We start from the raw sequence: 21,178 nt of genomic DNA, 5'->3' as shown, positions 1-21,178 counted from the left end.
TCGCTGCAATCGCTGCGTTTCGACGCTGGCGGTCCCGCGCGCATGATGGCGTCAACTTCGTCAACTTCGTAGGATTTGCGGCGTGAAGATCGCCTGCATCGGCGCCGGGCCGGCGGGACTTTATTTCGCGATCTCGATGAAACTGCGCGATCCTTCGCACGAGATCGAAGTGTTCGAGCGCAACGCGCCGGGCGTGACCTTCGGCTGGGGCGTCGTCTTCTCCGACCAGACCGTCGAGAACCTCACCGCCAACGATCCCACGTCCGCGAAGATCATCGCCGACGAGTTCGCACATTGGGACGACATCGACGTCCACATTCACGGCGAGACCATCACGTCATCGGGCCACGGCTTCATCGGCATCGGCCGCAAGCGCTTGCTCGAAATCCTGCAGGACCGCGCCCGTGAGCTCGGCGTCGAATTGCATTTCAACCAGGAATGCGATCCCGCCGACGTGAAATGGCGCGTGTACGACCTGGTCATCGCATCGGACGGCGGCAACTCGCGCTTTCGCGACGCGCAAGCAGAGGCGTTCGGCGTCGACATCGACGTACGCAAGAACAAGTTCGTGTGGCTCGGCACGTCCAAGGCGTTCGACGCCTTCACCTTCGCGTTCGAGGAGACCGAGCACGGCTGGATCTGGGTCCACGCCTACCGCTTCGCGCCCGATTGCTCGACCTTCATCGTCGAATGTTCCGAAGAGACGTGGCAGGCCTTCGGGTTCGACCGCATGTCGCAAGACGAAAGCATCGCCGCCTGCGAGACTCTGTTCGCCAAATATCTCGACGGCCACCGGTTGCAGTCCAATGCCTCGCACCTCGTCGGCTCGGCCGCCTGGCTCAACTTCCGGCGGATCAAGTGCGAGCGATGGAACGCCGGCAACGTCATCCTGTTGGGCGACGCCGCGCACACCGCGCATTTCTCGATCGGCTCGGGCACCAAACTCGCGCTCGAAGACGCGATCAAGCTCGCGCAGGTTTTGAACCGTTCGGGGCTCTCGCTCGAGGCAGCCCTCGACGAATATGTCGGCGAGCGGAACCTCGAAGTGCTCAAGCTCCAGAACAGCGCGCGCAACTCGACCGAATGGTTCGAGACGCTTGACCGCTATCTCCATTTCGAGCCGCTGCAATTCGCTTACTCGCTGCTCACTCGCAGCCAGCGCATCAGCCACGAAAACCTTCGCCTCCGCGACCGCGAATGGCTCGAGACCGTCGAGCGCTGGTTCTGGGAGAAGGCCGGCGTTTCCGGCAAATCAGCCGCGCCGATATTCGCTCCGTTCAAGCTGCGCGAATTGACGCTCGAAAACCGTGTCACCGTCTCCCCGATGGCGATGTATTCGGCAGTCGACGGCGTGCCCAACGACTTCCACTTCGTCCATTACGGCGAGCGGGCGATCGGCGGTGCGGGGCTGCTCTTCACCGAGATGACCTGCGTCTCGCCCGAGGGCCGCATTTCACCGGGCTGCACCGGCATGTGGAACGCCGACCATGTCGCGGCGTGGAAGCACATCGTCGATTTCGTCCACGCAAATTCGAAAGCAAAGATCTGCCTCCAGCTTGGCCATTCGGGAGGCAAGGGTTCGACGCGCGTGGGCTGGGAAGGGAACGACGTCCCGCTCAATGACGGCAATTGGCCCGTGATGAGCGCGAGCGACGTGCCGTGGTCGCCGGTCAACCAGGTGCCGCGCTCGATGACCCGCGCCGACATGGATGCGGTCCGCGACCAGTTCGTCGCGGCCGTGCGTATGGGGCTGGAATGCGGCTTCGACATGGTCGAGCTCCACGCCGCCCACGGCTATCTTCTCTCCAGCTTCATCACGCCCCTGCAGAACCGTCGCAGTGACGAATATGGCGGCTCATTGGAGAACCGTCTGCGCTACCCGCTCGAAGTGTTCGCCGCGATGCGCACCGCCTGGCCATCGGACAAGCCGATGTCGATCCGCATCTCCGCCAATGACTGGGCCGGCGACAACGGCATCACCCCCGACGACGCGGTCGCGATCGGCGAAGCCTTCGCACGCGAAGGCGCGGATTTGATCGACGTCTCGGCTGGGCAGACCTGGGCCGACGCGCAGCCGGTCTACGGCCGCATGTTCCAAACGCCCTTCAGCGACAAGATCCGCAACGAAGGCAAACTCGCGACGATGGCGGTCGGCAATATCTACGAGCCCGACCATGCCAATTCGATCCTGGCCGCGGGCCGCGCCGACTTAGTCGCGTTGGCGAGGCCGCACCTCCTTGACCCGATGTGGACTCTCCGCGCGGCCGCCGCGCTCGACTATCGCGACATCCACATCCCGCCGCAGTATCTCAATGGCATGAGCCAGCTCGCCCGCAACCTGAAGCGCGAGGCCGAAGCGGCTGCGGCGCTGAGGGTTTAGAGAGCCACCGCGTCGAGCAGCACGCCGCCCGCTTCGAAGCCGTCGGTCCAGCGCACCTCGGCGCGAACAGGCGGATATTTCGGCACGGTCAGGTAGATGTCGTCGCCCTCTTTCAAAGCCACATACGTGCGGACGCGGAAACCGTGCGCCGAAAGGTTCAGAATCTGTGCGGCGATGTCGGCGCCGCCGAGCTCGATGAGCGCATCATAATAGACGTCGATGCGCGTCGGCCGGCGTGCAATTTCCCGGCCTTCGATCTTTCCTTCGAACTTCATCTCGGCCTTGCCCTTCACGCAAAATGCTCACGTCCGCGACGCCGCGCGTCGCCAGCAGATTTTCATGGATGGGAACGGCGTCCACTCCGTTCGCATCGATTCCACGCGAATGGGACAATGACGCAATGGCTTTAACCGCCTGCTCAACAGACAAGGTTTGCGCGGCGTTTACCTCGATCTTGGGCGGAGCGGCTTAAGCGCCTAAACGTTGTGCGGTCATGGTCATGGTCGAGTCCGAAGCCATCGCGGAGATCGATTACCATCCGCCGAGCGACACACTGTGGGTGCGGTTCGTCGATGGCGACTGGTACAGCTACTTCGACGTCCCGCCGCTGGTCCACGCCGCTTTCGTGGCCGCAGAGTCTCACGGCCGCTTCTTTCAGGAGAGGATTCGCCCCAACTACGATTATCGCCGCGGCAAGATCTTACCGTCGAACGACAATTAGGTTCGCATAGCGATTCCGCGCCTTGCGCAGATAAGCGAGCACCATGTCCCGCTCCCCGGCGCTGCGGAAGTCCTTTCGAGCGCCGGCATCGGCAATGACGCGGTCGAGCCAGGCGATGAAATAGTGCGCATCGTCGGGAGCGGCCGGCATTCCGCCCGGAAGCTCGACATAGACCGGGCTGGTCGTCGCATAGAGATAGATGTCGAGCACCTGCGGGTCGGCGCCGTCGTTCCATGCCCGCAGCAGGATCCAGCCGGAGGTGTCGGCGTCAAGCTCGCCCCGGGCGTCGAAATTGCGGCGGTCGCCGGCGAGCGCGAACGCCTTCACAACCTTGCCGTTCTGCACCAGCTCGAGATGGTCGACCGCGACCGGCGAGCGAAGCGCGATGCGGTAGGCGATCTTGCCCGGCGCCGGGCGCGCGATGGTGGCGCCGGGATGCTTGCCGTCCAGCTCCAGCCCGAGCAGCGGCCCGTTGCTGGCGAAGGTGCGACCGGCCTTGAGCGCTGCCTTGAGCGCCGCCGGGCTGGCATCACCTCCGGTCTCGAGGAACACCCGGTTCATCCCGACCGGGCCCCGCGGCGAGGCATAATTGGCCATGGCGTCGGTGCCTGCGCCTGCCGGGATGCGGAAGCCAAGATTGAGCAGGCGGTACCAGACTTGCGCGGTCGACTTGTGATCGGAGAAGCCGACGATCTCCATATAATCGACCTTGCCGTTGGCGACGTCGGCCGGAAGCTCATTGCTGAGCGACTTGTCGTTGACGGGATCGGGAACGGTGTCGAATGGGTGGACGTAGCCGACCAGCGCGCCCTGCGCATGCGCAAGGTCAGCGATCGCGCCATTGTCGGGCCAGGCGCTGGCGAGCGGGCTGTTCTGGTAAGCGACGAAGCCGGGCGTCAGATAATGGTCGGATAGCCCAAGCAAGCCGAGATGACCCCAATAGCTGGTGTGGTATTCCTGGCTGTGCAGGATGGTGACCCCATCGCCGCTGGCGGGGTCCGGATCGGGTTGGAAGTAAGCGATGTCCGGAACCCGCTCCTCCTTGTTGACGAGGAGGTTGTAGATCACCCCGAGATCCTCGGCACGCGCCTGGCGGGCGAGGTTCCCCGGCGTGTTGCGATAATGCCCGCCGTAATTCATGTGGACGTGAAGGTCGGCGCTGGTGAACTTGCCGAACGACGGCGGAAGGTCGTTGAGCTGAAGCGTCACCGGAAGGGTGACAGCCCCTTCCGCGAGCTTCACTGTCTGCTGCCACGGCAGATAGCGGAAGCCGCGCTGAACCCAGACCTTGGTATCGCCCGCGAGAGCCTCGATGGTGCAGGTCGAAGCGCAATCGAAATAGTGGGTTTCGGCCGACTGCAGCGCGCGGTCGAAGCCGTCGTCGGCGTGCATCCAGACGTCGGCCGGCGCTGCGGCGCGCAGATCGCTGCCAAGCACCGCCACCCGCGCCGAGACCGCCCGGCCTTGTTCGTCGCGGATGTCAAGCGTGAAACGGGCACGTGGCACGCTGTAGCGGCGCGTCTTGGCGACGATCGGGATCGTTGCCCCGCCCGCCACAGTCTGCACAATCAGTCTGGTGTTGCCGTGCTCGTTGTCGACGTAGGCGATGCGCTTGCCGTCGGGGGACCAGCGCGCGTTCCAGCGGTCGAACTCGCCGAAGCTCAGCGGCAAGGGCGCGGCGCCACCGGGGGTCGTCACCCACAGCTGCTTCCACTGCCGCCCGTGATAGCTGGCGAACAGCACCAGCTTGCCGTCGGGCGATGTCTCGGGACGCGCGTTCCAGCTGGTCTCCTCTCCGTAGACTTTGCGGCGGTCCGTCGGATTGTCGACGGCGACTGACCAGATGTCGCCCGTGCCCCACGCCACTTCGGGGTTGGAGACGTAGAGGATGCGCTTGCCGTCGGGCGTCCACGACGGGTTCAGCGCATGGTCCCACGTCGAATAATAATAGCGCGAGATCTTGCTCTGCCGGTCGCCGAGGAGCGCGTGTGCATTGTGGATGCCGCCAGCGTCGAGGTCGGCGATGCACAGGTTGAAGTGACCCGTGCCCTGGGTCGAAACCCATGCAATCCGTTTGCCATCGGGCGACAGCCGCGGCTCGACATTGACGTCGCTGCCTAAGGTCAGCTGACGCTCGGCGCCGGTTCCGAGATCGAGGCGCCAGAGCTCGATCCCGTCGCCGTTGTAGCTGCTGAAGACGACGCTTCTCCCGTCGGCGGAAACATCGGGCTGATAGTCGTAGGCGCCGCGCGGATGGGTCAGTTCCGTCGCTTCGTCAGAGCCGATCGCCTGCCGCCACAGCGACCCCGCCATGCTGTAGATCAGCGCCGTGCCGTCGGGGGTGAAGCTCACGCTCGACGGGCCGGTCGTCAGCTGCGGAATGTACAGCTCGCGCCAATAGTAATTGTGCGGCAGGTCGACCTGCTTGAGCACCGGCTCCCGTCCCGCGGCAATCGCCGCGCTCGCCGCGAACAGCAACGCAGCAAAGGCCGCAAACCTCTTCATGCGACCGGGTCTCGCGCCCGCACCGTGCGGAATTCGATGCGCTTTTCGTTGATCGTGCTGCGGACGATCCGGTGCACGAAGATGCCCGGCGTGTGGACGCAGTCGGGGTCGATCTCGCCGGCGTCGACGATCTCCTCGGCCTCGACCACCGTGACCTCGCTCGCGGTTGCCATGATCGGGTTGAAGTTGCGCGCGGTCTTGCGGAACTGGAGGTTGCCCGTCGCATCCGCGCGCCACGCCTTGATGATGGCGAGATCGGCGCGGAGCCACGTCTCGCGGACATACATCCGTCCCTCGAATTCCTCCTGCGGCTTGCCGTCGGCGACCATTGTCCCCGCCCCGGTCGGCGTGAAGAAGGCCGGAATGCCTGCGCCGCCGGCACGGATGCGCTCGGCCAGCGAGCCTTGCGGATTGAGCTCAAGCTCCAGCTCGCCCGACAGATATTGCTGCTCGAACAGCTTGTTCTCGCCGATGTAGGACGCGACCATCTTGCGGATCTGGCGGCTTTCGAGGAGGTGCCAGAGGCCGAAGCCGTCGGCGCCGGCATTGTTGGAAATGACGGTCAGGTGCTTGACGCCCGAGGCCTGGATCTCCGGGATCAGGCTTTCCGGATTGCCGGACAGGCCGAACCCGCCCGACATGATGGTCATTCCATCGCGCAGCAGGCCGTCGAGCGCGGCCTTCGGCGAATCGTAGAGCTTGTTCACAGCGCCCCGAACAGGGTGTGGCTCTGTTCGCGCATGAATTGCGGCACGTACCAGCTGCCGAGCCCGCCTTTGCCCGATGTTCCCGAGCCCTTCCAGCCGCAGAAGGTCTGGAAACCCGGCCAAGCGCCGGTCGTCGCGCCGCTCGCGCGGTTGGCATAGAGGACGCCGGCTTCGATGGTGCCGAGGAAACGGTCCAATTCGGCCTCGTCCTGGGTGTAGATGCCGGCGGTGAGGCCGTAGGCGCTGCGGTTGGCGTCGGCGATCGCATCGTCGAGATCGTCGAACTCGAGCACGCTCAGGAACGGCGCGAACAATTCATCGCGGTTGATCGGATGATCGTGCGGCAATCCGGTGACGATGGTCGGCGCGGCATAAGGGCCGCGGTCGAACAACCCCCCTTCGAGCTGCTTGCCGCCGGCGAGGACGTCGCCGCCCGAAGCCGCCTTCGCACAGGCCCCCGTGTAGCGGTCGAGTGCTTCCTCATTGATCACCGGGCCCATGAACACATCGGCGCGGCGCGGATCGCCGACGACGAGCTTGTTCGTGGCCTCAATTAGCGCCTCGAGGAAAGCGTCCGTCGTGCCTCGCGCAACGTAGGCTTTGGACAAGGCGCTGCACTTCTGCCCCGAAAGGCCGAACGCCGAACGCGCAACTCCGCTTGCGGCAATGGCGAGGTCCGCGCTGGCCGTCACGAACGCCGGATTCTTGCCGCCCATTTCGCACAGCACCGGCCGCATCGCCTGCGCGGACGCCGCCGCGCGCATGATGGTCATGCCGACGGCATTGGAGCCGGTGAAAGCGAAACCGTCGATTTGTGAGTGGCCGACCATCGCCTCGCCCGTCTCGCGCCCGCCCTGGACCAGGTTCAGCACGCCGTCCGGCAGTCCGCCGACCGCCAGCGCTTCGACGACCAGCCGTCCGGTCAGCCCGGCGGAATCGCTCGGCTTGAACACCACACTATTTCCCGCGACCAGCGCCGCCGAGATCATCCCGACCGACAGGGCAACCGGGAAATTGAACGGCGCAATCACGCCGAACACGCCGAACGGCTTGAGCTCGACATAACAACGCTCGGCCGACGAGGCGCCGGCGCGTTCTTCGCGGAAGCCGCCGGTGCGCTCCATTTCATCGCAATAGTGGCGGATGAGGTCGATCGCTTCCTCGACTTCGCCGACGGCTTCCATCCGCGATTTGCCGACCTCGATCAGACACGCGACCGACACGTCCCACTTACGCTGTTCAAGCACGTCCGCGCCTGCGCGGAGGATGGCGGTGCGCCGGGGCCAGCCGAGCTCGCGCCAGGCAGGATATGCCGCGCGCGCCGCCTCCACCGCTTCGTCGACCAGCGCGGGACCGGCCTGCGGAAATTCGCCGAGCAGGATTTCGCGGTCGATCGGGCTGTACGCCTCGACGACCACCCCCTCGTTCCGGTCGCGGCCGCCGATGAATGCCGGACGCGATTTGCCGAGCAACCTTGCCTCGATCTCGGGAATGATGGCGTCGAGATGCGCGTGGACGCCCGAAAAATCCTCGCGGGTGTTCGAGTATGTTACCCGCGGAAGGTCGGTCATCGTGCCGCCCCGTCCAGCCGGTTGTAGCGCTTGAGGATCGCGCGCAATTCGTCGTGCGGGATGCCGAAGATTCGTGTGCCCCTGAAGCCCGTCATGGTCCGGGCGGCGACGAGGGCGTTGACCACCGCTTCCTCCGTCGCCTGCACGGTCGCTTCGAAGATCGGGTTGATCGCCGCATTGGCAACCGGAGTGATTGCGCTCGGTCGCTTCTGGTCTTCGCCATTCACTTCGGCCGGCACCGTCGAGAAGGTGACGATCAGGTCGCCCGAGGAATTGCCCGCGTAGGAGCCGAGACGAGCAAGGCCCATTGCGGCGCGCTTGGCGACGCGGTTCAGCTGAAGCGGGATCAACGGCGCGTCGGTGCCGACGACGATGATGATCGAGCCTTGATCGGGTGGCGCATGCTGCTGCGACGGATCGGCCTGGCATGGTTTCAGGTCGCCATCGCCCTTTCCGAGCTGCGGATCGAAGCACGGCAGCCAGCGCTCGGCCGACTCCTGCCCGACGGGGACGCCGGCGATGCGCAAGGTTTTGCGATCCCCGCTATTGCATTGGACGAGCACGCCGACCGTATAGCTGGCCCCGCCGGCCGAGACGACGCGCGAAGCGGTGCCGATCCCGCCCTTGAAGCCGAAGCAGACCATGCCCGTGCCGCCGCCGACATTGCCCTCCTCGACGGCACCCGGTTTGGCGGCGTCGAGCGCGGACGTCGCCGTGTCAGGGGTGACATGAAAGCCTTCGATGTCGCTCAGGTAGCCGCTCCAGGTCTCGGCCACGACCGGCCAGGTCGCCACGCCAAACGTCTTTGACGACCATATCTGGGTACCCGCATAAACCTGGCCGATCGCATTGGTGTCGCTGATGCCGATCGGGCCCTGGACGATCCCGAAATCCTCCAGATATGCCCGCCCGGTCATCTCGCCGTTGCCATTGAGGTCGAAAAAGCCGCCGTACACGGGCTTGGGATTCGCATGGCCACGCGGAAAGATCACGGTGACGCCCGTCCGAACGTTCGATCCCTCGATCAGCGTCTTTTGGCCGACCTCGACGCCCGGCACATCGGAGATCGCATTCAGCGGCCCCGGCTTCCCCTCGAACGGAACGCCAAGATCGCGGGCGCGTGCACCAGCCTGACTCGCTGCCAGCGCAAGAAGCAGAGCGAGCACTCTCATTCCGTCATCTTCAGGCGACCGGATTCGATCATCGGCAATTCCCGTGGGATGAGGATTTCCGGCGCTTCATCGAGCTCCCGCGCCCATTTGTGACCGCTGTAAACGGCCTGCTGGATCGTGCTCGGGGCCCAGCAGTCGCCGATCCGGGTGACGCTCGCAATGCCTGCCTCGGCCCATCGGTCGCGCAGATCTTCGAACAATCCGTCGATGGGAAGGCGTCCGGTGACGGTGACGAGTGCCGCGGCCGGGCGATCCGTTGTTTCACCCGTGAGAACGCTGGTGAGCGTCGCCGAACCGCCCTCGAAACCGGACACGCTGGTGTACGGAACCACCTCGACACCCATGCGCGCCATGCGCTTGGCGATGGGCAAGGCCTCGAGCGTGTTGACCGTCCATGCCGAGACCGTGGCGGCGGTCGTCACCAACACGACTTCGTGGCCGGCGTAGCGGCACAGCTCGGCGATGACCCCGCCCATGTAATAATGGTCGTCGTCCCAGATGATCACCGGCCCCCCTTCGGGGTCCCGGCCGGACATGATGTCGTCGGGGGTATAGACGAGTGGGCCGTCGAAGATCGGAAAGCCGGAATCGCGGCCGACACCGTCGCGCCGCCACACCGACCCCGTCGCAATCGCGACGTGGCGCGCCCCGAACTCCAGCACGTGCTCGGCTTCGAGCGCGCTGTCGCGATAGATCGAGACGTTGTCCATGCGCTCGAGCTGGTCGACGCGCCAGTCGCGCACCCGGGCCCATTCGGCGAGGCCGGGGAGCTTGCTTTCGCGGGTAACCCGGCCGCCGAGCTCCGACGTCGCCTCGGCAAGGTGCACCTCAAACCCACGCCGGGCCGCTGCGAGCGCGGCTTCCAGTCCTGCGGGCCCAGCACCGACCACCAGCACCGATCCGTCCGACTTCTTCGGCGGGATGATTTCGGGATGCCAGCCGCGGCGCCACTCCTCGCCCATCGTCGGGTTCTGGGTGCAGCGCAGGTTGGTCGAGGTGTAATCGCTCGACACGCAGATGTTGCAGCCGATGCACTCGCGGATGTCGTCGATCCGACCTTCCTCGATCTTCTTGGGCAGGAACGGGTCGGCGATCGAGGGTCGCGCCGCTCCGATGAAATCGAGCACGCCGCGCTTGATCTGCGACACCATCGTATCGGGCGAGGTGAAGCGGCCGACGCCGACTACCGGCTTGGTCGTCAGCTGCTTGACGAAGCGCGTATATTCCTCCTGGAACCCCTCCTTCGCGAAGCGCGACGTCTGGCTGTCGTTGGGCCAATTGGAGATGTTGACGTCCCACAGGTCGGGCAATTCGGCGAGCATCCCGATCACGTCGCGCGCTTCGCCGTCGTGGGTCAGGCCGGCATCGCCCATCAGCTCGTCGGCGCAGAAGCGGACCGCGACGGCGCAGGTGTCGCCGACGGCCTCCTTAGTGTCCTCGATCAATTCGCGAAGCAGCCGCGCGCGATTCTCGAGGCTGCCGCCATATTCGTCGGTGCGGTCGTTCTTGCGCCGCTCGAGGAACTGCTGGGCGATCGAAAGATCGTGAGTCGCATAAATATAGACGATGTCGAAGCCCGCTTTCTTCGAGCGTAGCGCGGCGTCGCGGTGCCAGCGGCGAAGGTCGCGGATGTCCTGCTTGTCCATCGCCCGCGCCTGAACGGGATAATTGTAGATGATCGGCCGGTGCGACGGTGCCATCGGCGCGAGCCGCGTCCCCCAATTCGCGACCGAGCCGCCATGGTGCATGATCTCGATCGCCGCGAGCGCGCCATGTTCGTGGATGGCATCCGCGGTCATGGCGAGCGCGGGGATGTCGCGGTCGTCCCACAGCCGCCCCTCGTGGAACGGCTCGCAGTCGGCACTCGGGTGGATCTCGGTCTCTTCGGTAGCGACGACCGCCCAGCCGCCTTCGGCCTTGATCCCGCGCAGCCGGGCCAGCGTCTCCGGCTGGGTCCAGCCGATCCCCGTGCAATGCGGCACCTGGTAGAAGCGGTTGCGCGCGGTGACAGGACCGATCCGCACCGGCTCGAACAGGATGTCGTAACGCGGATCGCGGCTCATGACGGGAGTACCGCGTCGATCGTCTCGCCTAGCAGGTCGACGATCATGTCGAGCTCGCCGTCGGTGACATTGTAGGGCGGCGCGAGCAGGATGTGGTCGCCCAAGCGGCCGTCGGCGGTTCCTCCGCTCGGATAGATCAGCAGCCCGCGCTCAAAGGCGTCCTCCTTCGCGCGTTGGTGCGTGGTGAGAGCCGGATCGAACGGCGCCTTGGTGGAACGGTCGGCAACCAGTTCAAGCGCGAGGAGGAGCCCCCGGCCGCGGATGTCGCCGATGTTCGGATGATTGCCGAAGCGCTGGTTGAGGAGGTCGGCCAGCCGGTTCCCCGCCTGTCGCACTCGATCAAGCAGTTGCTCTTCCCGGATCACTCGCTGGACCGCGAGCGCAGCCGCGCAGCCGACCGGATGCGCATTGTAGGTCTGCCCGTGCTTGAGCGCGCCCGAGCCGTTGGCGACCGCCTCGTAAACAGCGCGGGTGCAAACCACCGCCCCGATCGGCTGGTAGCCTCCGCCGAGGCCCTTCCCCAAGGTCACCATGTCCGGAACGACATCGTCTTGCTCGCACGCCAGGAACGTGCCGGTCCGCCCTGAGCCGGACATCACCTCATCGAGGATGAGCAGCACGCCGTGTCGGTCGCAAATTTCGCGAACGCGCTTGAGATAGCCCGGTACCGGCGGGACGGCGCCGGCGGTAGCGCCGACGACGGTCTCGGCGACGAACGCCATGACGGTCTCAGGGCCCAGTTCGAGGATTTCCTGCTCGAGTGTATCGGCCGCCCTTTGGCCATAAGCCTCCGGGGACTCTCCGGGCTCGGCAAAACGGTATTCGAAGCAGGGGGCGACCAGCGAAACGTCGATCAGCAGCGGCTGATACGGCGCGCGCCGCCAGGCGCTGCCGCCGGCCGCAAGCGCGCCAAGCGTATTGCCGTGATAACTGAGATGGCGCGCGATCACGCGGCTGCGCGCCGTCTCGCCGCGCTCGAGATGATATTGCCGTGCCAACTTGAGCGCCGCCTCGATCGCCTCAGAGCCGCTGCCCGTGAACCAGACGCGGTCGAGGGCGCCTGGGCACATCTCCGCGATCGATGTCGCAAGCTCCTCAGCGGCATCGGTCGTGAAGAAGCCGGTGTGAGCATATTCGAGTTGGGCGGCCTGTTCCGCGATCGCGGCAACCACGGCCAGATGGCGGTGGCCGAGACAGGATACCGCCGCGCCTCCGCACGCGTCGACATAGCGGCGGCCATCGGCGTCGATGAGGAAGATGCCATCGCCACCAGCGGCAAGCGGAGGCCGCGACCCCGTCGAACGATGAAAAACGTGCCCCCCGGCCATTGCGCCACCCTAACGTCCGTGGCGTGCTTGAGCTAGGCGGCCGTTCGTCTCAAGCGCCGTACGCGAAATGAAGCAGGGGCGGGGATTTCCGTGCGATCATGAGCAAGCGTGGGCTCGTGAATGGTCATGAGCGAGTCCATCAGCCCTTCGTCCGCGCTCGAGCAGACGCCGAGCACGAGTGCCTCGTCGCAACCTTCCGCCGCGACGTACGCGTGGCCCATGTTCGAATCGATGTAGATGCCCTCGCCCGCATCGAGCGTCACCGGGTCGTAGAATTCGCTGTGGACGATGATCGCGCCTTCGAGGACGTGGATATATTCCTCTCCCGAATGCCGCACGAGGTCGCCGAATTCGCTCAGTGATTTCGCGCGGATGCGGGTGAGCACGGGAATCATCCGCTTCCGCCGAAGCTCTGTGCACAAATAATAATAATCGTAGTTGGGCGTCGTCACGCGCACCGAATCGTCGATCCTGCCGATGCTCCGCCGCGCGGTGACGCTTTCCTCCGCCGCTTCGCTTTCTGCGAATAATTCGGACATGCGAATATTCAGCTTTTGGCTGAGCTGGAGCAGTTTGTCGTAGGTCAGGGTAAGCCGGTCATGCTCGACCTTCGACAGCGTCGAGACCGGAATTCCCGCCCGTTCACTCATCTCTTTCAGCGTCCACCCGCGGTTGGCGCGAAGCTCGCGCAGGATCCGCCCGAGGGTCGGATGCCCGCTCACTTTGGCGGTCCTGCAACTGGAATTGACAAGTTTCTAATCAGGATCATATGGTCCCCATCAGGCCAATTGATATACGATAAGGCCAACCGCCCGCATGGGCAAACATATAGGTTGGGGAGAGCCTGAAATGAAGAAATTCGCGCCGCTTGTCGCTGGCGTCCTGGCAGCCTTGGGCCTGTCAGTCGCAATCGCACAACCGACTCTGGTCCCCGCTCCGGCGGCGAAATCGGCCGAGGTCGCGACTGCGCCAGTCACCACCGCCACGGCCGCCGCTCCACAGCTCACCGCGACCGACGTCGATGCCTGGCTTGACGGCTTCATGCCCTATGCGATCGCCAGGGGCGATATCCCTGGTGCCGTCGTGGTCGTCGTGAAGGACGGTCAGGTCCTGGCCGAAAAAGGCTACGGCTATGCGAACGTCGCCAAGAAAATAAAGGTCGACCCGAAGACGACGCTGTTCCGCCCCGGATCGATCTCGAAGCTCTTCACCTGGACGGCGCTGATGCAGCAGGTCGAGCAGGGCAAGGTCGACCTCAACGCCGACGTCAACCGATACATCGATTTCAAGATTCCGCCCCGCGAGGGCAAACCCGTCACCGTCCTCAATCTGATGACCCACACGCCGGGCTTCGAGGAAGCGGTCAAGGACCTGATCACGCTCGGGCCAAAGGAAGTCCCGTTCGAGACGCTGTTGAAGCGTGGAGCGCCGGCTCGAATCTACGCACCGGGCACGACACCCGCCTATTCGAACTACGGCGCGAGCCTTGCCGGCTATATCGTCCAGCGCACCTCGGGCGAGCCGTTCGACGCCTATCTCGAGCGCCACATCTTCGGGCCGCTCGGCATGGCCCACTCGACCTTCCGCCAACCGCTGCCGGCGAACCTCGCCCCACTCATGTCCGAGGGTTATGTCCCAGGCAAGGACGAGCCGAAGGGCTTCGAATTCGTGAACGCCTCCCCGGCCGGCGCCTTGTCGGCGACGGGCGACGACATGGCCAGGTTCATGATCGCGCACCTCCAGAACGGCCAATTCAACGGCCAGCAGATCCTGAAGCCTGAAACCGCCCAACTCATGCATGCGCGCGCGAACTCGCCGTTCGCGGCGGGGGACGGCATGGCGCACGGCTTCTATGAGACGAACATCAACGGGATGCGCGTGATCGCTCATGGCGGCGACACCGAGGCGTTCCACAGCGACCTTCACTTGTTTCTCGATAAGAATGTCGGGATCTATGTGTCGCTGAACAGCGCCGGGAAAGAGGGAGCGGCTCAGCCGCTCCGCGACACTTTGTTCGCGGATTTCGCCGACCGCTATTTCCCGGAGCCGGCGAACGCCGTCAAAGTCGATCCGGCCAACGTCAGGGCTGACGCCGAGAAACTCGTCGGGACCTATTCGACGACCCGCGCCGGGCGCACCAACTTCCTCTCCGCGCTCGACCTGCTCGGCCAGACCAAGGTCACCCTCGACAAGGACGGCAATCCCGAGATTACCGACGCCAAGAATCTGGGTGGCCAGCCGCGCAAGTGGATCCACGTCGGACCGATGACCTGGCGCGATTCCGAGGGCCATGACCTGCTCACCGCCAATGTCGCCGGCGGCAAAGCCACGCGCTTCAGCTTCGGCGAGCTGGCGCCGATCATCGATTTCGATCGGACCCCGACGTACCGCTCGTCAGCCTGGATCCTGCCGCTGCTCTATTTCTCGCTTGCGATCCTGCTGATCACGGCGCTGCTGTGGCCGACACGGGCCCTCGTGCGGCGCAAGTACAAGGCGGAGTTCGGGCTCGAGAAGCGCGAGCTGTGGGCCTATCGCTCAACGCGGATCGCATCGATCGCGATCGTGGCGCTGCTGGTCGGCTGGCTTGTGGCGGCGCAGACGATGCTTGGCGACCTAGCCAATCAGGCATCGTTCAACACGCTCCTCCTCCCGCTCGAGCTGCTCAGCATCATCATTTTCATCGGCGGCTTCGCGGTCATGCTGTGGTACGCCTACACCGCGTGGCGGAATGGCTGGCGCTGGCCGGGCAAGCTTTGGAGCACCCTGCTCGTCATCGCGGCGGGGATGGTTCTCTACATCGCCCTGGTGTTCAAGCTGATCTCGCTCACCACGAGCTATTGATGGCCCGGTTCAGCCTCCACTACCGCGTCGAGACTCATCGTCTCTCCGCGCCGTTCCGGATTTCGGGGTTCACCTTCGAAACTTCGGACGTGGTGGTGGCTGAGCTCTCCGACGGTGAGTTCACCGGAAGGGGCGAAGCCGCCGGCGTTTATTATTTTGGCGACGATTCCGACCACATCGTCGCCGAGATCGAAGCCCACCGGCACGCCATCGAGGACGGCCCCGACCGCGAGGATCTGCGCCGGCTGATGCCCGCCGGCGGCGCCCGCAACGCGGTCGACTGCGCGCTATGGGACCTCGAAGCCAAGCGCGAGGGCGTGCCTGCGCATCGCCTCGCCGGCATCGCCGATCCCAAGCCGCTGATCACCACCTTCACCCTTGGCGCCGATGAGCCGGAAGTGATGGCCGAGGGTGCCCGGCGTTATGCGGACGCGCGCGCGATCAAGGTCAAGCTGACCGGCGAGCTGCGGCTCGACATTGCGCGGGTCGAAGCGATCCGCGCGGCGCGGCCCGACGTGTGGCTCGGCGTCGATGCGAACCAGGGATACACCCGGGATCAGCTCGATCCGCTGGTCGAAGCGCTGAACACGCATCGCGTGTCGCTGCTGGAGCAGCCGCTGGCGCGCGGGCGCGAGGCCGATCTCGAAGGCTATCGTTGTCCGATACCGATCGCCGCGGACGAAAGTGCGCTGACGCTCGACGACGTGGCGGGCCTCGTCGCGCGCTTCGACGTGATCAACATCAAGCTCGATAAGTGCGGGGGCCTGACCGAGGCGCTTCTGATCGCACGGGAAGCCAAAAGCCTCGGGCTCGGGGTGATGGTCGGCAACATGGTGGGGACCAGCCTCGCCATGGCGCCGGCCTTCATCGTCGGCCAGCATTGCGACGTCGTCGACCTCGACGGTCCGACCTTCCTCATCGCCGACCGCGAGCCGAGCGTCGAATATCGCGACGGCATGATCCGCTGCCCGGACGACGTCTGGGGATCGCGCGCCGCACTGCCCGCTGCCGCATGAGCGCGACGGCTCAACCCTCGAGTTGGTTCGGCCAGCCGCGGGGGCTGACCGTCCTCTTCCTCACCAACATGTGGGAGCAGTTTTCCTACTACGGAATGCGAGCGCTCCTCGTTTACTACATGACCTCGACGCTGCTGTTTGGCCAGGAGAAGGCCTCCAGCATCTACGGTTTCTACACGGCTTTCGCCTACTTCACGCCGATCATCGGCGGCACGATCGCCGACCGCTGGCTGGGAAAGAAACGCGCCGTCATCATTGGCGCGGCGGTGATGGCCGCGGGCCATTTCATGATGGCGATCCAGCCGGCGCTCTATTTTGCGCTGGCCACCATCGCGATCGGCAACGGCCTGTTCCTCCCGACCCTGCCTAGCCAGATCAACGACCTCTATCGCGCCGACGACCCGCGGCGGCCGTGGGCTTACAACGTCTATTATGTCGGCGTGAACGTCGGCGCGTTCCTGGCCCCACTCGCCTGCGGTTTCCTCGGCGAGACATACGGCTGGCACTACGGCTTCGGCGCGGCCGGCGTGGGGATGCTCACCGGCCTGATCCTCTATCTCGCCGGGCAGCGTTACCTTCCGCCGGAGCAGGCGGCCGCCGCCCCTGAGACGGATCGGCGCCCCAGTCATCGCGGCCGCGATACGGCGCTGTTGCTGCTCGGCATCGGCCTGGCAGTGACCGTGTTCCGCGCGTCGTACGAGCAGATCGGCAACACCATTGCCCTGTGGATGCGCGACGATGTCGATCGCGTGATCGGCGGCGTCGAAGTCGGCGCGGCGATGTTCTTCTCGCTCAATCCGCTGCTGGTGATGGTCGTGACGCCGTTGTTGCTGGCTCGCTGGCGGCGCCAGGCGGAGCGGGGACGCGAGCTTTCCGTGATGCAGAAGATGGCCGTCGGCGCGCTGCTGGTCGCCGCCTCTTATCTGCTGGTCGCGGCCGCCGAAGCATTTTCCGGCGGCGGTCGCGCGCACTGGCTGTGGCTGCTCGGCTATTTCCTGATCTTCACCGTCGGCGAGCTTTACATCCTGCCGAACGGTCTCGGCATCTTCGCGCGGCTGGCACCGCCTAAGCTCGGCGCGAGCACGGTCGCCGCCTGGTACTTCGCGATCTTTGGCGGAAGCCTTGCGGCGGGCCAGGTCGGCCGACTGTGGAGCCGCGTCGACCACGTCAGCTTCTTCGTCGTGCTGGCGGCAATCGCGACTGCGGCTGCTTTGTTCCTTTACCTGCTCGATCAGCCGACACGGAGGATCCTCGCAAGCGCGGACGCCGACCGTGGCGACGACCTCACCGACGTTGCCGAAGGCATTGCGAGGCCCCTGAATGCGTAAGTTGACCCGCCGCCGAGTCTTGCAGGGCGCGCTTGCAGCGAGCGCTTTCCCGATGATCAACCGCGGCAGCTTCGCCTTTGCCGCGGCGCCTGGCCGGACCTATTCGGCGCGCGCGATCAAGGTCGTCCACGACAGCCTCGTCATCGACATGCTCGCGCCGCTCAAGCTCGATTTCGATCCCAAGTTCTTCGACCAGCCGTTCGGACCCAAGGACATCGCCGAGTTCAAGGCTTCGGGGATTACCGGCTTCCATCACAGCATCGGCATCGGCGCGCCGGGCGCGAAGACCCAGGCGCTTGATTTCCTCGCGTCATATCAAGGCTGGGTCGGGCGGCAGGCGGATTATTTCACGCTGGTCGGCACCGCGGCGGACATCGACCACGCCAAGGCCGAGGGCAAGTACGCGATCATCATGGGGCTGCAGAACGCCGACCAGTTCGAGACTGCCGAGGACGTCAAATATTTCTACCGCCTCGGGCTTCGCTGCGCGCAGCTCACCTACAACAGCCAGAATTTGATCGGCTCGGGATCGACGGACCGCATCGACGGCGGCGTCAGCGACTTCGGCCAAGAGATCATCACCGCGATGAACAAGACCGGCATGCTGATCGACACATCGCATTCGGGCGAGCGAACCACGCTCGACGCGATCGCGCTGTCCGCTAAGCCGATCGCGGTCACCCATTCCAATTGCAAGGCGCTCAATCCGCACCCGCGCAACAAGAGCGACGAAGTGATCCAGAAGCTCGCCGCCAAGGGCGGAGTAATGGGCATCACGGGCGTTCGCATGTTCATCAAGGCGACCGATCCGACGACGGTCTCCGACATGGCCGACCACGTCGATCATGTCGCGAAGCTGGTCGGGATAGAGCATGTCGGCATCGGCTCGGACGCCGACTTGAACGGCTACGACGACATGCCGCCGGACCAGTACAAGCAGCTGAAGGCGGGCTACAAAGCGAGCTACGCTTTCCGCGACAAGATCGACATCGACGGCTTCGATCACCCCCAAAAGATTTTCGACCTAACCGAGCAGCTGATCAGGCGCGGCTACTCGGACGACAATATCCGCCTGGTCCTTGGGGGAAATTTTCGCCGGTTGCTCGGCGCGACGTGGAGCTGACGCTCGATGGGCGCGAAATGAAGGGGAGAATGGGAATGCTAGTGGGAACGAAAACGCAGCTGATGGCATCCGCCGCGGCGGGTCTCGCCGTCTGCACGCCGGCCTATGCGCAGGACGCTCCGTCGTCGCCGGCGACGGCGGTCAGCGAAGCGACCAACGCGACGCCCGCCAACCAGAGGGTCACGGATGACAATTCGCAGGGCATCATCGTCACCGCGCAGAAGCGCGCACAGGTGCTACTCGAGGTTCCCTCTTCGGTGACGGTCATCGGCGGAGATACACTGGAGCGGCATCAGGCAACCAATTTCCAGGACTATCTCTCGCTCGTCCCGGGATTCAGCATCAATGGAAGCACCGCCGGCGTGACGCGCATCACGTTGCGCGGCGCGAACACCGGAGGAGTTGCCTCGACCGTCGCCATATTCATGGACGATGTGCCATTCGGATCGAGCACCGGACTAGCGAACGGCGCCATTCTTTCGGGCGACTTCGATCCGTTCGACCTCAATCGCATCGAGGTCCTCCGCGGCCCGCAGGGCACTTTGTACGGTGCAAGCTCGTTTGGCGGCGTTCTGCGGTACATCACCACTGCGCCCAAACTGGGCCGGTTCGAGGCGCGCGCCCAGACTGGCATCGAGACCACCGCGCACGGTGGAATGGGATACAACGGTGCCGCGGTCGTGAACGCTCCGCTCGGCGACAAGGCCGCCATTCGCATCAACGGATTCTACCGTAAGGATCACGGATACATCGATTCGATCGGCAACAACCCGATCGCGAACTTCCTCGGCGGAGAACTCGGTCGCACCCTCGTCAAGGACGACATCAACGACAAGAAAAGCTTCGGCGGCCGCGCCTCGCTGCTGTTGAGTCCGACCGAGGCGGTTTCGGTCCGTCTGACAGCATTCGCGCAGAACTTGAATTCCGGGGCAAGTGACGCGTTCGAAGCCGATCCGGATACCTTGAAACCGCTTTACGGCGACTACGTCCAGTCACGCTATCAGCCCGAGCCGACGCGGATCAAATATCGGGTCTACAACGGGACGCTCGACTGGGATCTCGGTTTCGCCAACCTCTTCTCATCGACCGCCTATTCCACGTTCTCCGAGAAGTTGGAAACCGACGCGTCGTTCATTCAGGACCTCGCGGCAACGATCAGCTTCCTGGCGGCGATCGGCAATCCGCTGGTCGTCGATGCGCCGGTTACGCGCCCGCTTGGCCTCGAGCTCTTCCAACAGACGGCGACGGACAAGTTCACGCAGGAATTTCGTTTATCGTCGCCCAACAACGAGCATTTCGAATGGCTGATCGGCGCTTTCTACACGCATGAGAAGTCGGCCATCGATCCGCAAAACTACTTCGCGACGGAATTCGGCACGGACATCATCGCGCCCGACGTGAAGCAGATCGCGAACATCTTCCTTCATTCGAAATATACCGAGACCGCCGGCTTCGCGAACGCGACCTGGCACGCGACCCCGCGCTTCGACGTGACGGTCGGCGGCCGGCTCGCCCACAACAAGCAGCGGGCGGACCTGCTGATCGATTCCGACCTGCTCGGCAACGCCGAGGGCAACGACCTTCACTCTTCCGAGACGGTGTTCACTTACTCGGTAGCGCCGCGATATGAGCTGAGCGATCACGCGTCGGTCTATGCACGGGTGGCCAGCGGCTATCGCCCCGGCGGCCCGAACGTCATACCTGTAGGAAGTCCGCCCGGCGTGCCGGCGACCTATGACGCCGATCGCCTCACCAACTGGGAGGCGGGGATCAAGGCTGAAGCCCCCGATGGCCGGCTGTGGTCGGCGGAATTGGCGCTCTACCACATCGACTGGAGGAACATTCAGATCTTCGCCCGCGTCAACGACACAGGCATCAACGGCAACGGCGGCAAGGCACGGGTCAACGGTCTCGAGTTTTCGGGCGCACTGCGGCCAGCGCCCGGGCTCACCCTGACTACCAACGGCGCATATACGAACGGCAAGCTCAAGGAAGACACGCCGGAGGACACGGGCGGATTACGCGGCGACCCGCTTCCGTGGGTGCCGAAGTGGAGCGGTGCTCTCCACGCCGACTACGAATTCTCGCTGGGAGGCGGCACCGAGGGCTTCGTGGGCGCGAGCGCCAACTATGTCGGGAAGCGGACCACGGAGTTCGGCGAGCGGCGTGAAGACGGCTCGCTGGTCAAGATTCCGAGCTATACCGAGGTCGATCTTCGCGCCGGTGTGACCATTGACCGGTTCAGGATTGAAGCGTTCGCGCACAACCTGTTCGACAAGCGCGGGATCACAGACGCCTTCGCGTTCCCCGACTTCATTCCGCCGATCAATTCGCCCAGCTTCCCGAACAACGCCGCCGCGGTTTCCGTCATCCGTCCGCGGACCATCGGCCTCACTCTCACGGCCAATTTCGATCGTTAGGAT

15 protein-coding genes are annotated in these 21,178 nt (G+C 64.7%); 7 read left to right on the top strand and 8 right to left on the bottom strand.

The window, feature by feature from the left end:
- Positions 1 to 82: 82 nt before the first annotated feature.
- Positions 83 to 2,380 carry a bifunctional salicylyl-CoA 5-hydroxylase/oxidoreductase gene (locus tag N539_RS0101830; RefSeq protein ID WP_028968880.1) on the top strand — a complete coding sequence of 766 codons (2,298 nt, stop codon included), beginning with the start codon at positions 83 to 85 and terminating at the stop codon, positions 2,378 to 2,380.
- Here the strand turns inward: N539_RS0101830 and N539_RS0101825 are convergent.
- A complete protein-coding gene (locus N539_RS0101825; protein WP_037551954.1) occupies positions 2,377 to 2,655 on the bottom strand; it encodes a PilZ domain-containing protein in 279 nt (92 codons plus the stop codon). The two genes, N539_RS0101830 and N539_RS0101825, sit on opposite strands and share 4 nt — an antisense overlap.
- 218 nt (positions 2,656 to 2,873) lie before the next feature.
- Here N539_RS0101825 and N539_RS0101820 point away from each other — a divergent pair, with 218 nt between their 5' ends.
- The gene (locus tag N539_RS0101820; RefSeq protein ID WP_028968878.1) at positions 2,874 to 3,101 is read left to right on the top strand and encodes a KTSC domain-containing protein; all 228 of its coding nucleotides are present in this window, start codon (positions 2,874 to 2,876) and stop codon (positions 3,099 to 3,101) included.
- Here the strand turns inward: N539_RS0101820 and N539_RS14960 are convergent.
- The 7 genes from N539_RS14960 to N539_RS14950 are packed head-to-tail and all read right to left on the bottom strand — an operon-like array spanning position 3,081 to position 13,169.
- Positions 3,081 to 5,606, bottom strand: a complete 2,526-nt coding sequence (locus N539_RS14960) for a CehA/McbA family metallohydrolase (protein WP_037551695.1) — start codon at positions 5,604 to 5,606, stop codon at positions 3,081 to 3,083. The two genes, N539_RS0101820 and N539_RS14960, sit on opposite strands and share 21 nt — an antisense overlap.
- Entirely contained in the window at positions 5,603 to 6,313 is a 711-nt protein-coding gene (locus N539_RS0101810) for a CoA transferase subunit A (RefSeq protein ID WP_028968877.1), read from the bottom strand. The genes N539_RS14960 and N539_RS0101810 overlap by 4 nt, the downstream gene beginning before the upstream one ends.
- Complete coding sequence (locus N539_RS0101805) at positions 6,310 to 7,884, bottom strand: aldehyde dehydrogenase family protein (protein WP_028968876.1); 1,575 nt, start codon at positions 7,882 to 7,884, stop codon at positions 6,310 to 6,312. The genes N539_RS0101810 and N539_RS0101805 overlap by 4 nt, the downstream gene beginning before the upstream one ends.
- Entirely contained in the window at positions 7,881 to 9,056 is a 1,176-nt protein-coding gene (locus N539_RS0101800) for a DmpA family aminopeptidase (protein WP_028968875.1), read from the bottom strand. The genes N539_RS0101805 and N539_RS0101800 overlap by 4 nt, the downstream gene beginning before the upstream one ends.
- On the bottom strand, positions 9,053 to 11,119 hold the full coding sequence (locus tag N539_RS14955; RefSeq protein ID WP_037551689.1) for an oxidoreductase: 2,067 nt from the start codon (positions 11,117 to 11,119) through the stop codon (positions 9,053 to 9,055). Before N539_RS14955 ends, N539_RS0101800 begins: the two co-directional genes overlap by 4 nt.
- Positions 11,116 to 12,447: an aspartate aminotransferase family protein gene (locus N539_RS0101790; protein ID WP_028968874.1), complete on the bottom strand. Its 1,332-nt coding sequence runs from the start codon at positions 12,445 to 12,447 to the stop codon at positions 11,116 to 11,118. Before N539_RS0101790 ends, N539_RS14955 begins: the two co-directional genes overlap by 4 nt.
- Before the next feature lie 32 nt (positions 12,448 to 12,479).
- Positions 12,480 to 13,169: a helix-turn-helix domain-containing protein gene (locus N539_RS14950; protein WP_051531178.1), complete on the bottom strand. Its 690-nt coding sequence runs from the start codon at positions 13,167 to 13,169 to the stop codon at positions 12,480 to 12,482.
- Positions 13,170 to 13,296: 127 nt separating this feature from the next.
- Here N539_RS14950 and N539_RS0101780 point away from each other — a divergent pair, with 127 nt between their 5' ends.
- From N539_RS0101780 to N539_RS0101760, 5 genes are all read left to right on the top strand, one after another.
- Positions 13,297 to 15,288: a serine hydrolase domain-containing protein gene (locus N539_RS0101780; protein WP_028968873.1), complete on the top strand. Its 1,992-nt coding sequence runs from the start codon at positions 13,297 to 13,299 to the stop codon at positions 15,286 to 15,288.
- Complete coding sequence (locus N539_RS0101775) at positions 15,288 to 16,304, top strand: dipeptide epimerase (protein ID WP_028968872.1); 1,017 nt, start codon at positions 15,288 to 15,290, stop codon at positions 16,302 to 16,304. Before N539_RS0101780 ends, N539_RS0101775 begins: the two co-directional genes overlap by 1 nt.
- Positions 16,301 to 17,632 carry a peptide MFS transporter gene (locus N539_RS14945; protein ID WP_051531176.1) on the top strand — a complete coding sequence of 444 codons (1,332 nt, stop codon included), beginning with the start codon at positions 16,301 to 16,303 and terminating at the stop codon, positions 17,630 to 17,632. Before N539_RS0101775 ends, N539_RS14945 begins: the two co-directional genes overlap by 4 nt.
- Positions 17,625 to 18,755, top strand: a complete 1,131-nt coding sequence (locus N539_RS0101765) for a dipeptidase (protein ID WP_037551687.1) — start codon at positions 17,625 to 17,627, stop codon at positions 18,753 to 18,755. The genes N539_RS14945 and N539_RS0101765 overlap by 8 nt, the downstream gene beginning before the upstream one ends.
- Positions 18,756 to 18,817: 62 nt before the next feature.
- Positions 18,818 to 21,175, top strand: a complete 2,358-nt coding sequence (locus N539_RS0101760; protein ID WP_081774165.1) for a TonB-dependent receptor — start codon at positions 18,818 to 18,820, stop codon at positions 21,173 to 21,175.
- The last annotated feature ends 3 nt before the right edge of the window (positions 21,176 to 21,178 follow it).

It is taken from the genome of Sphingomonas sp. URHD0057, assembly GCF_000620665.1.
Taxonomy (GTDB): Bacteria; Pseudomonadota; Alphaproteobacteria; order Sphingomonadales; family Sphingomonadaceae; genus Sphingomicrobium.
This window is presented reverse-complemented; position numbering and strand designations above follow the sequence as displayed.

What these genes read in the sequence shown, in the direction of transcription:
- N539_RS0101805 (WP_028968876.1), bottom strand. Translation starts at nt 7,884, where the DNA reads ATGACCGACCTTCCGCGGGTAACATACTCGAACACCCGCGAGGATTTT.
- N539_RS14945 (WP_051531176.1), top strand. Translation starts at nt 16,301, where the DNA reads ATGAGCGCGACGGCTCAACCCTCGAGTTGGTTCGGCCAGCCGCGGGGG.
- N539_RS0101825 (WP_037551954.1), bottom strand. Translation starts at nt 2,655, where the DNA reads ATGAAGTTCGAAGGAAAGATCGAAGGCCGGGAAATTGCACGCCGGCCG.
- N539_RS0101800 (WP_028968875.1), bottom strand. Translation starts at nt 9,056, where the DNA reads ATGAGAGTGCTCGCTCTGCTTCTTGCGCTGGCAGCGAGTCAGGCTGGT.
- N539_RS0101780 (WP_028968873.1), top strand. Translation starts at nt 13,297, where the DNA reads ATGAAGAAATTCGCGCCGCTTGTCGCTGGCGTCCTGGCAGCCTTGGGC.
- N539_RS0101820 (WP_028968878.1), top strand. Translation starts at nt 2,874, where the DNA reads ATGGTCATGGTCGAGTCCGAAGCCATCGCGGAGATCGATTACCATCCG.
- N539_RS0101765 (WP_037551687.1), top strand. Translation starts at nt 17,625, where the DNA reads ATGCGTAAGTTGACCCGCCGCCGAGTCTTGCAGGGCGCGCTTGCAGCG.
- N539_RS0101760 (WP_081774165.1), top strand. Translation starts at nt 18,818, where the DNA reads ATGGCATCCGCCGCGGCGGGTCTCGCCGTCTGCACGCCGGCCTATGCG.
- N539_RS0101775 (WP_028968872.1), top strand. Translation starts at nt 15,288, where the DNA reads ATGGCCCGGTTCAGCCTCCACTACCGCGTCGAGACTCATCGTCTCTCC.
- N539_RS0101790 (WP_028968874.1), bottom strand. Translation starts at nt 12,447, where the DNA reads ATGGCCGGGGGGCACGTTTTTCATCGTTCGACGGGGTCGCGGCCTCCG.
- N539_RS14955 (WP_037551689.1), bottom strand. Translation starts at nt 11,119, where the DNA reads ATGAGCCGCGATCCGCGTTACGACATCCTGTTCGAGCCGGTGCGGATC.
- N539_RS14960 (WP_037551695.1), bottom strand. Translation starts at nt 5,606, where the DNA reads ATGAAGAGGTTTGCGGCCTTTGCTGCGTTGCTGTTCGCGGCGAGCGCG.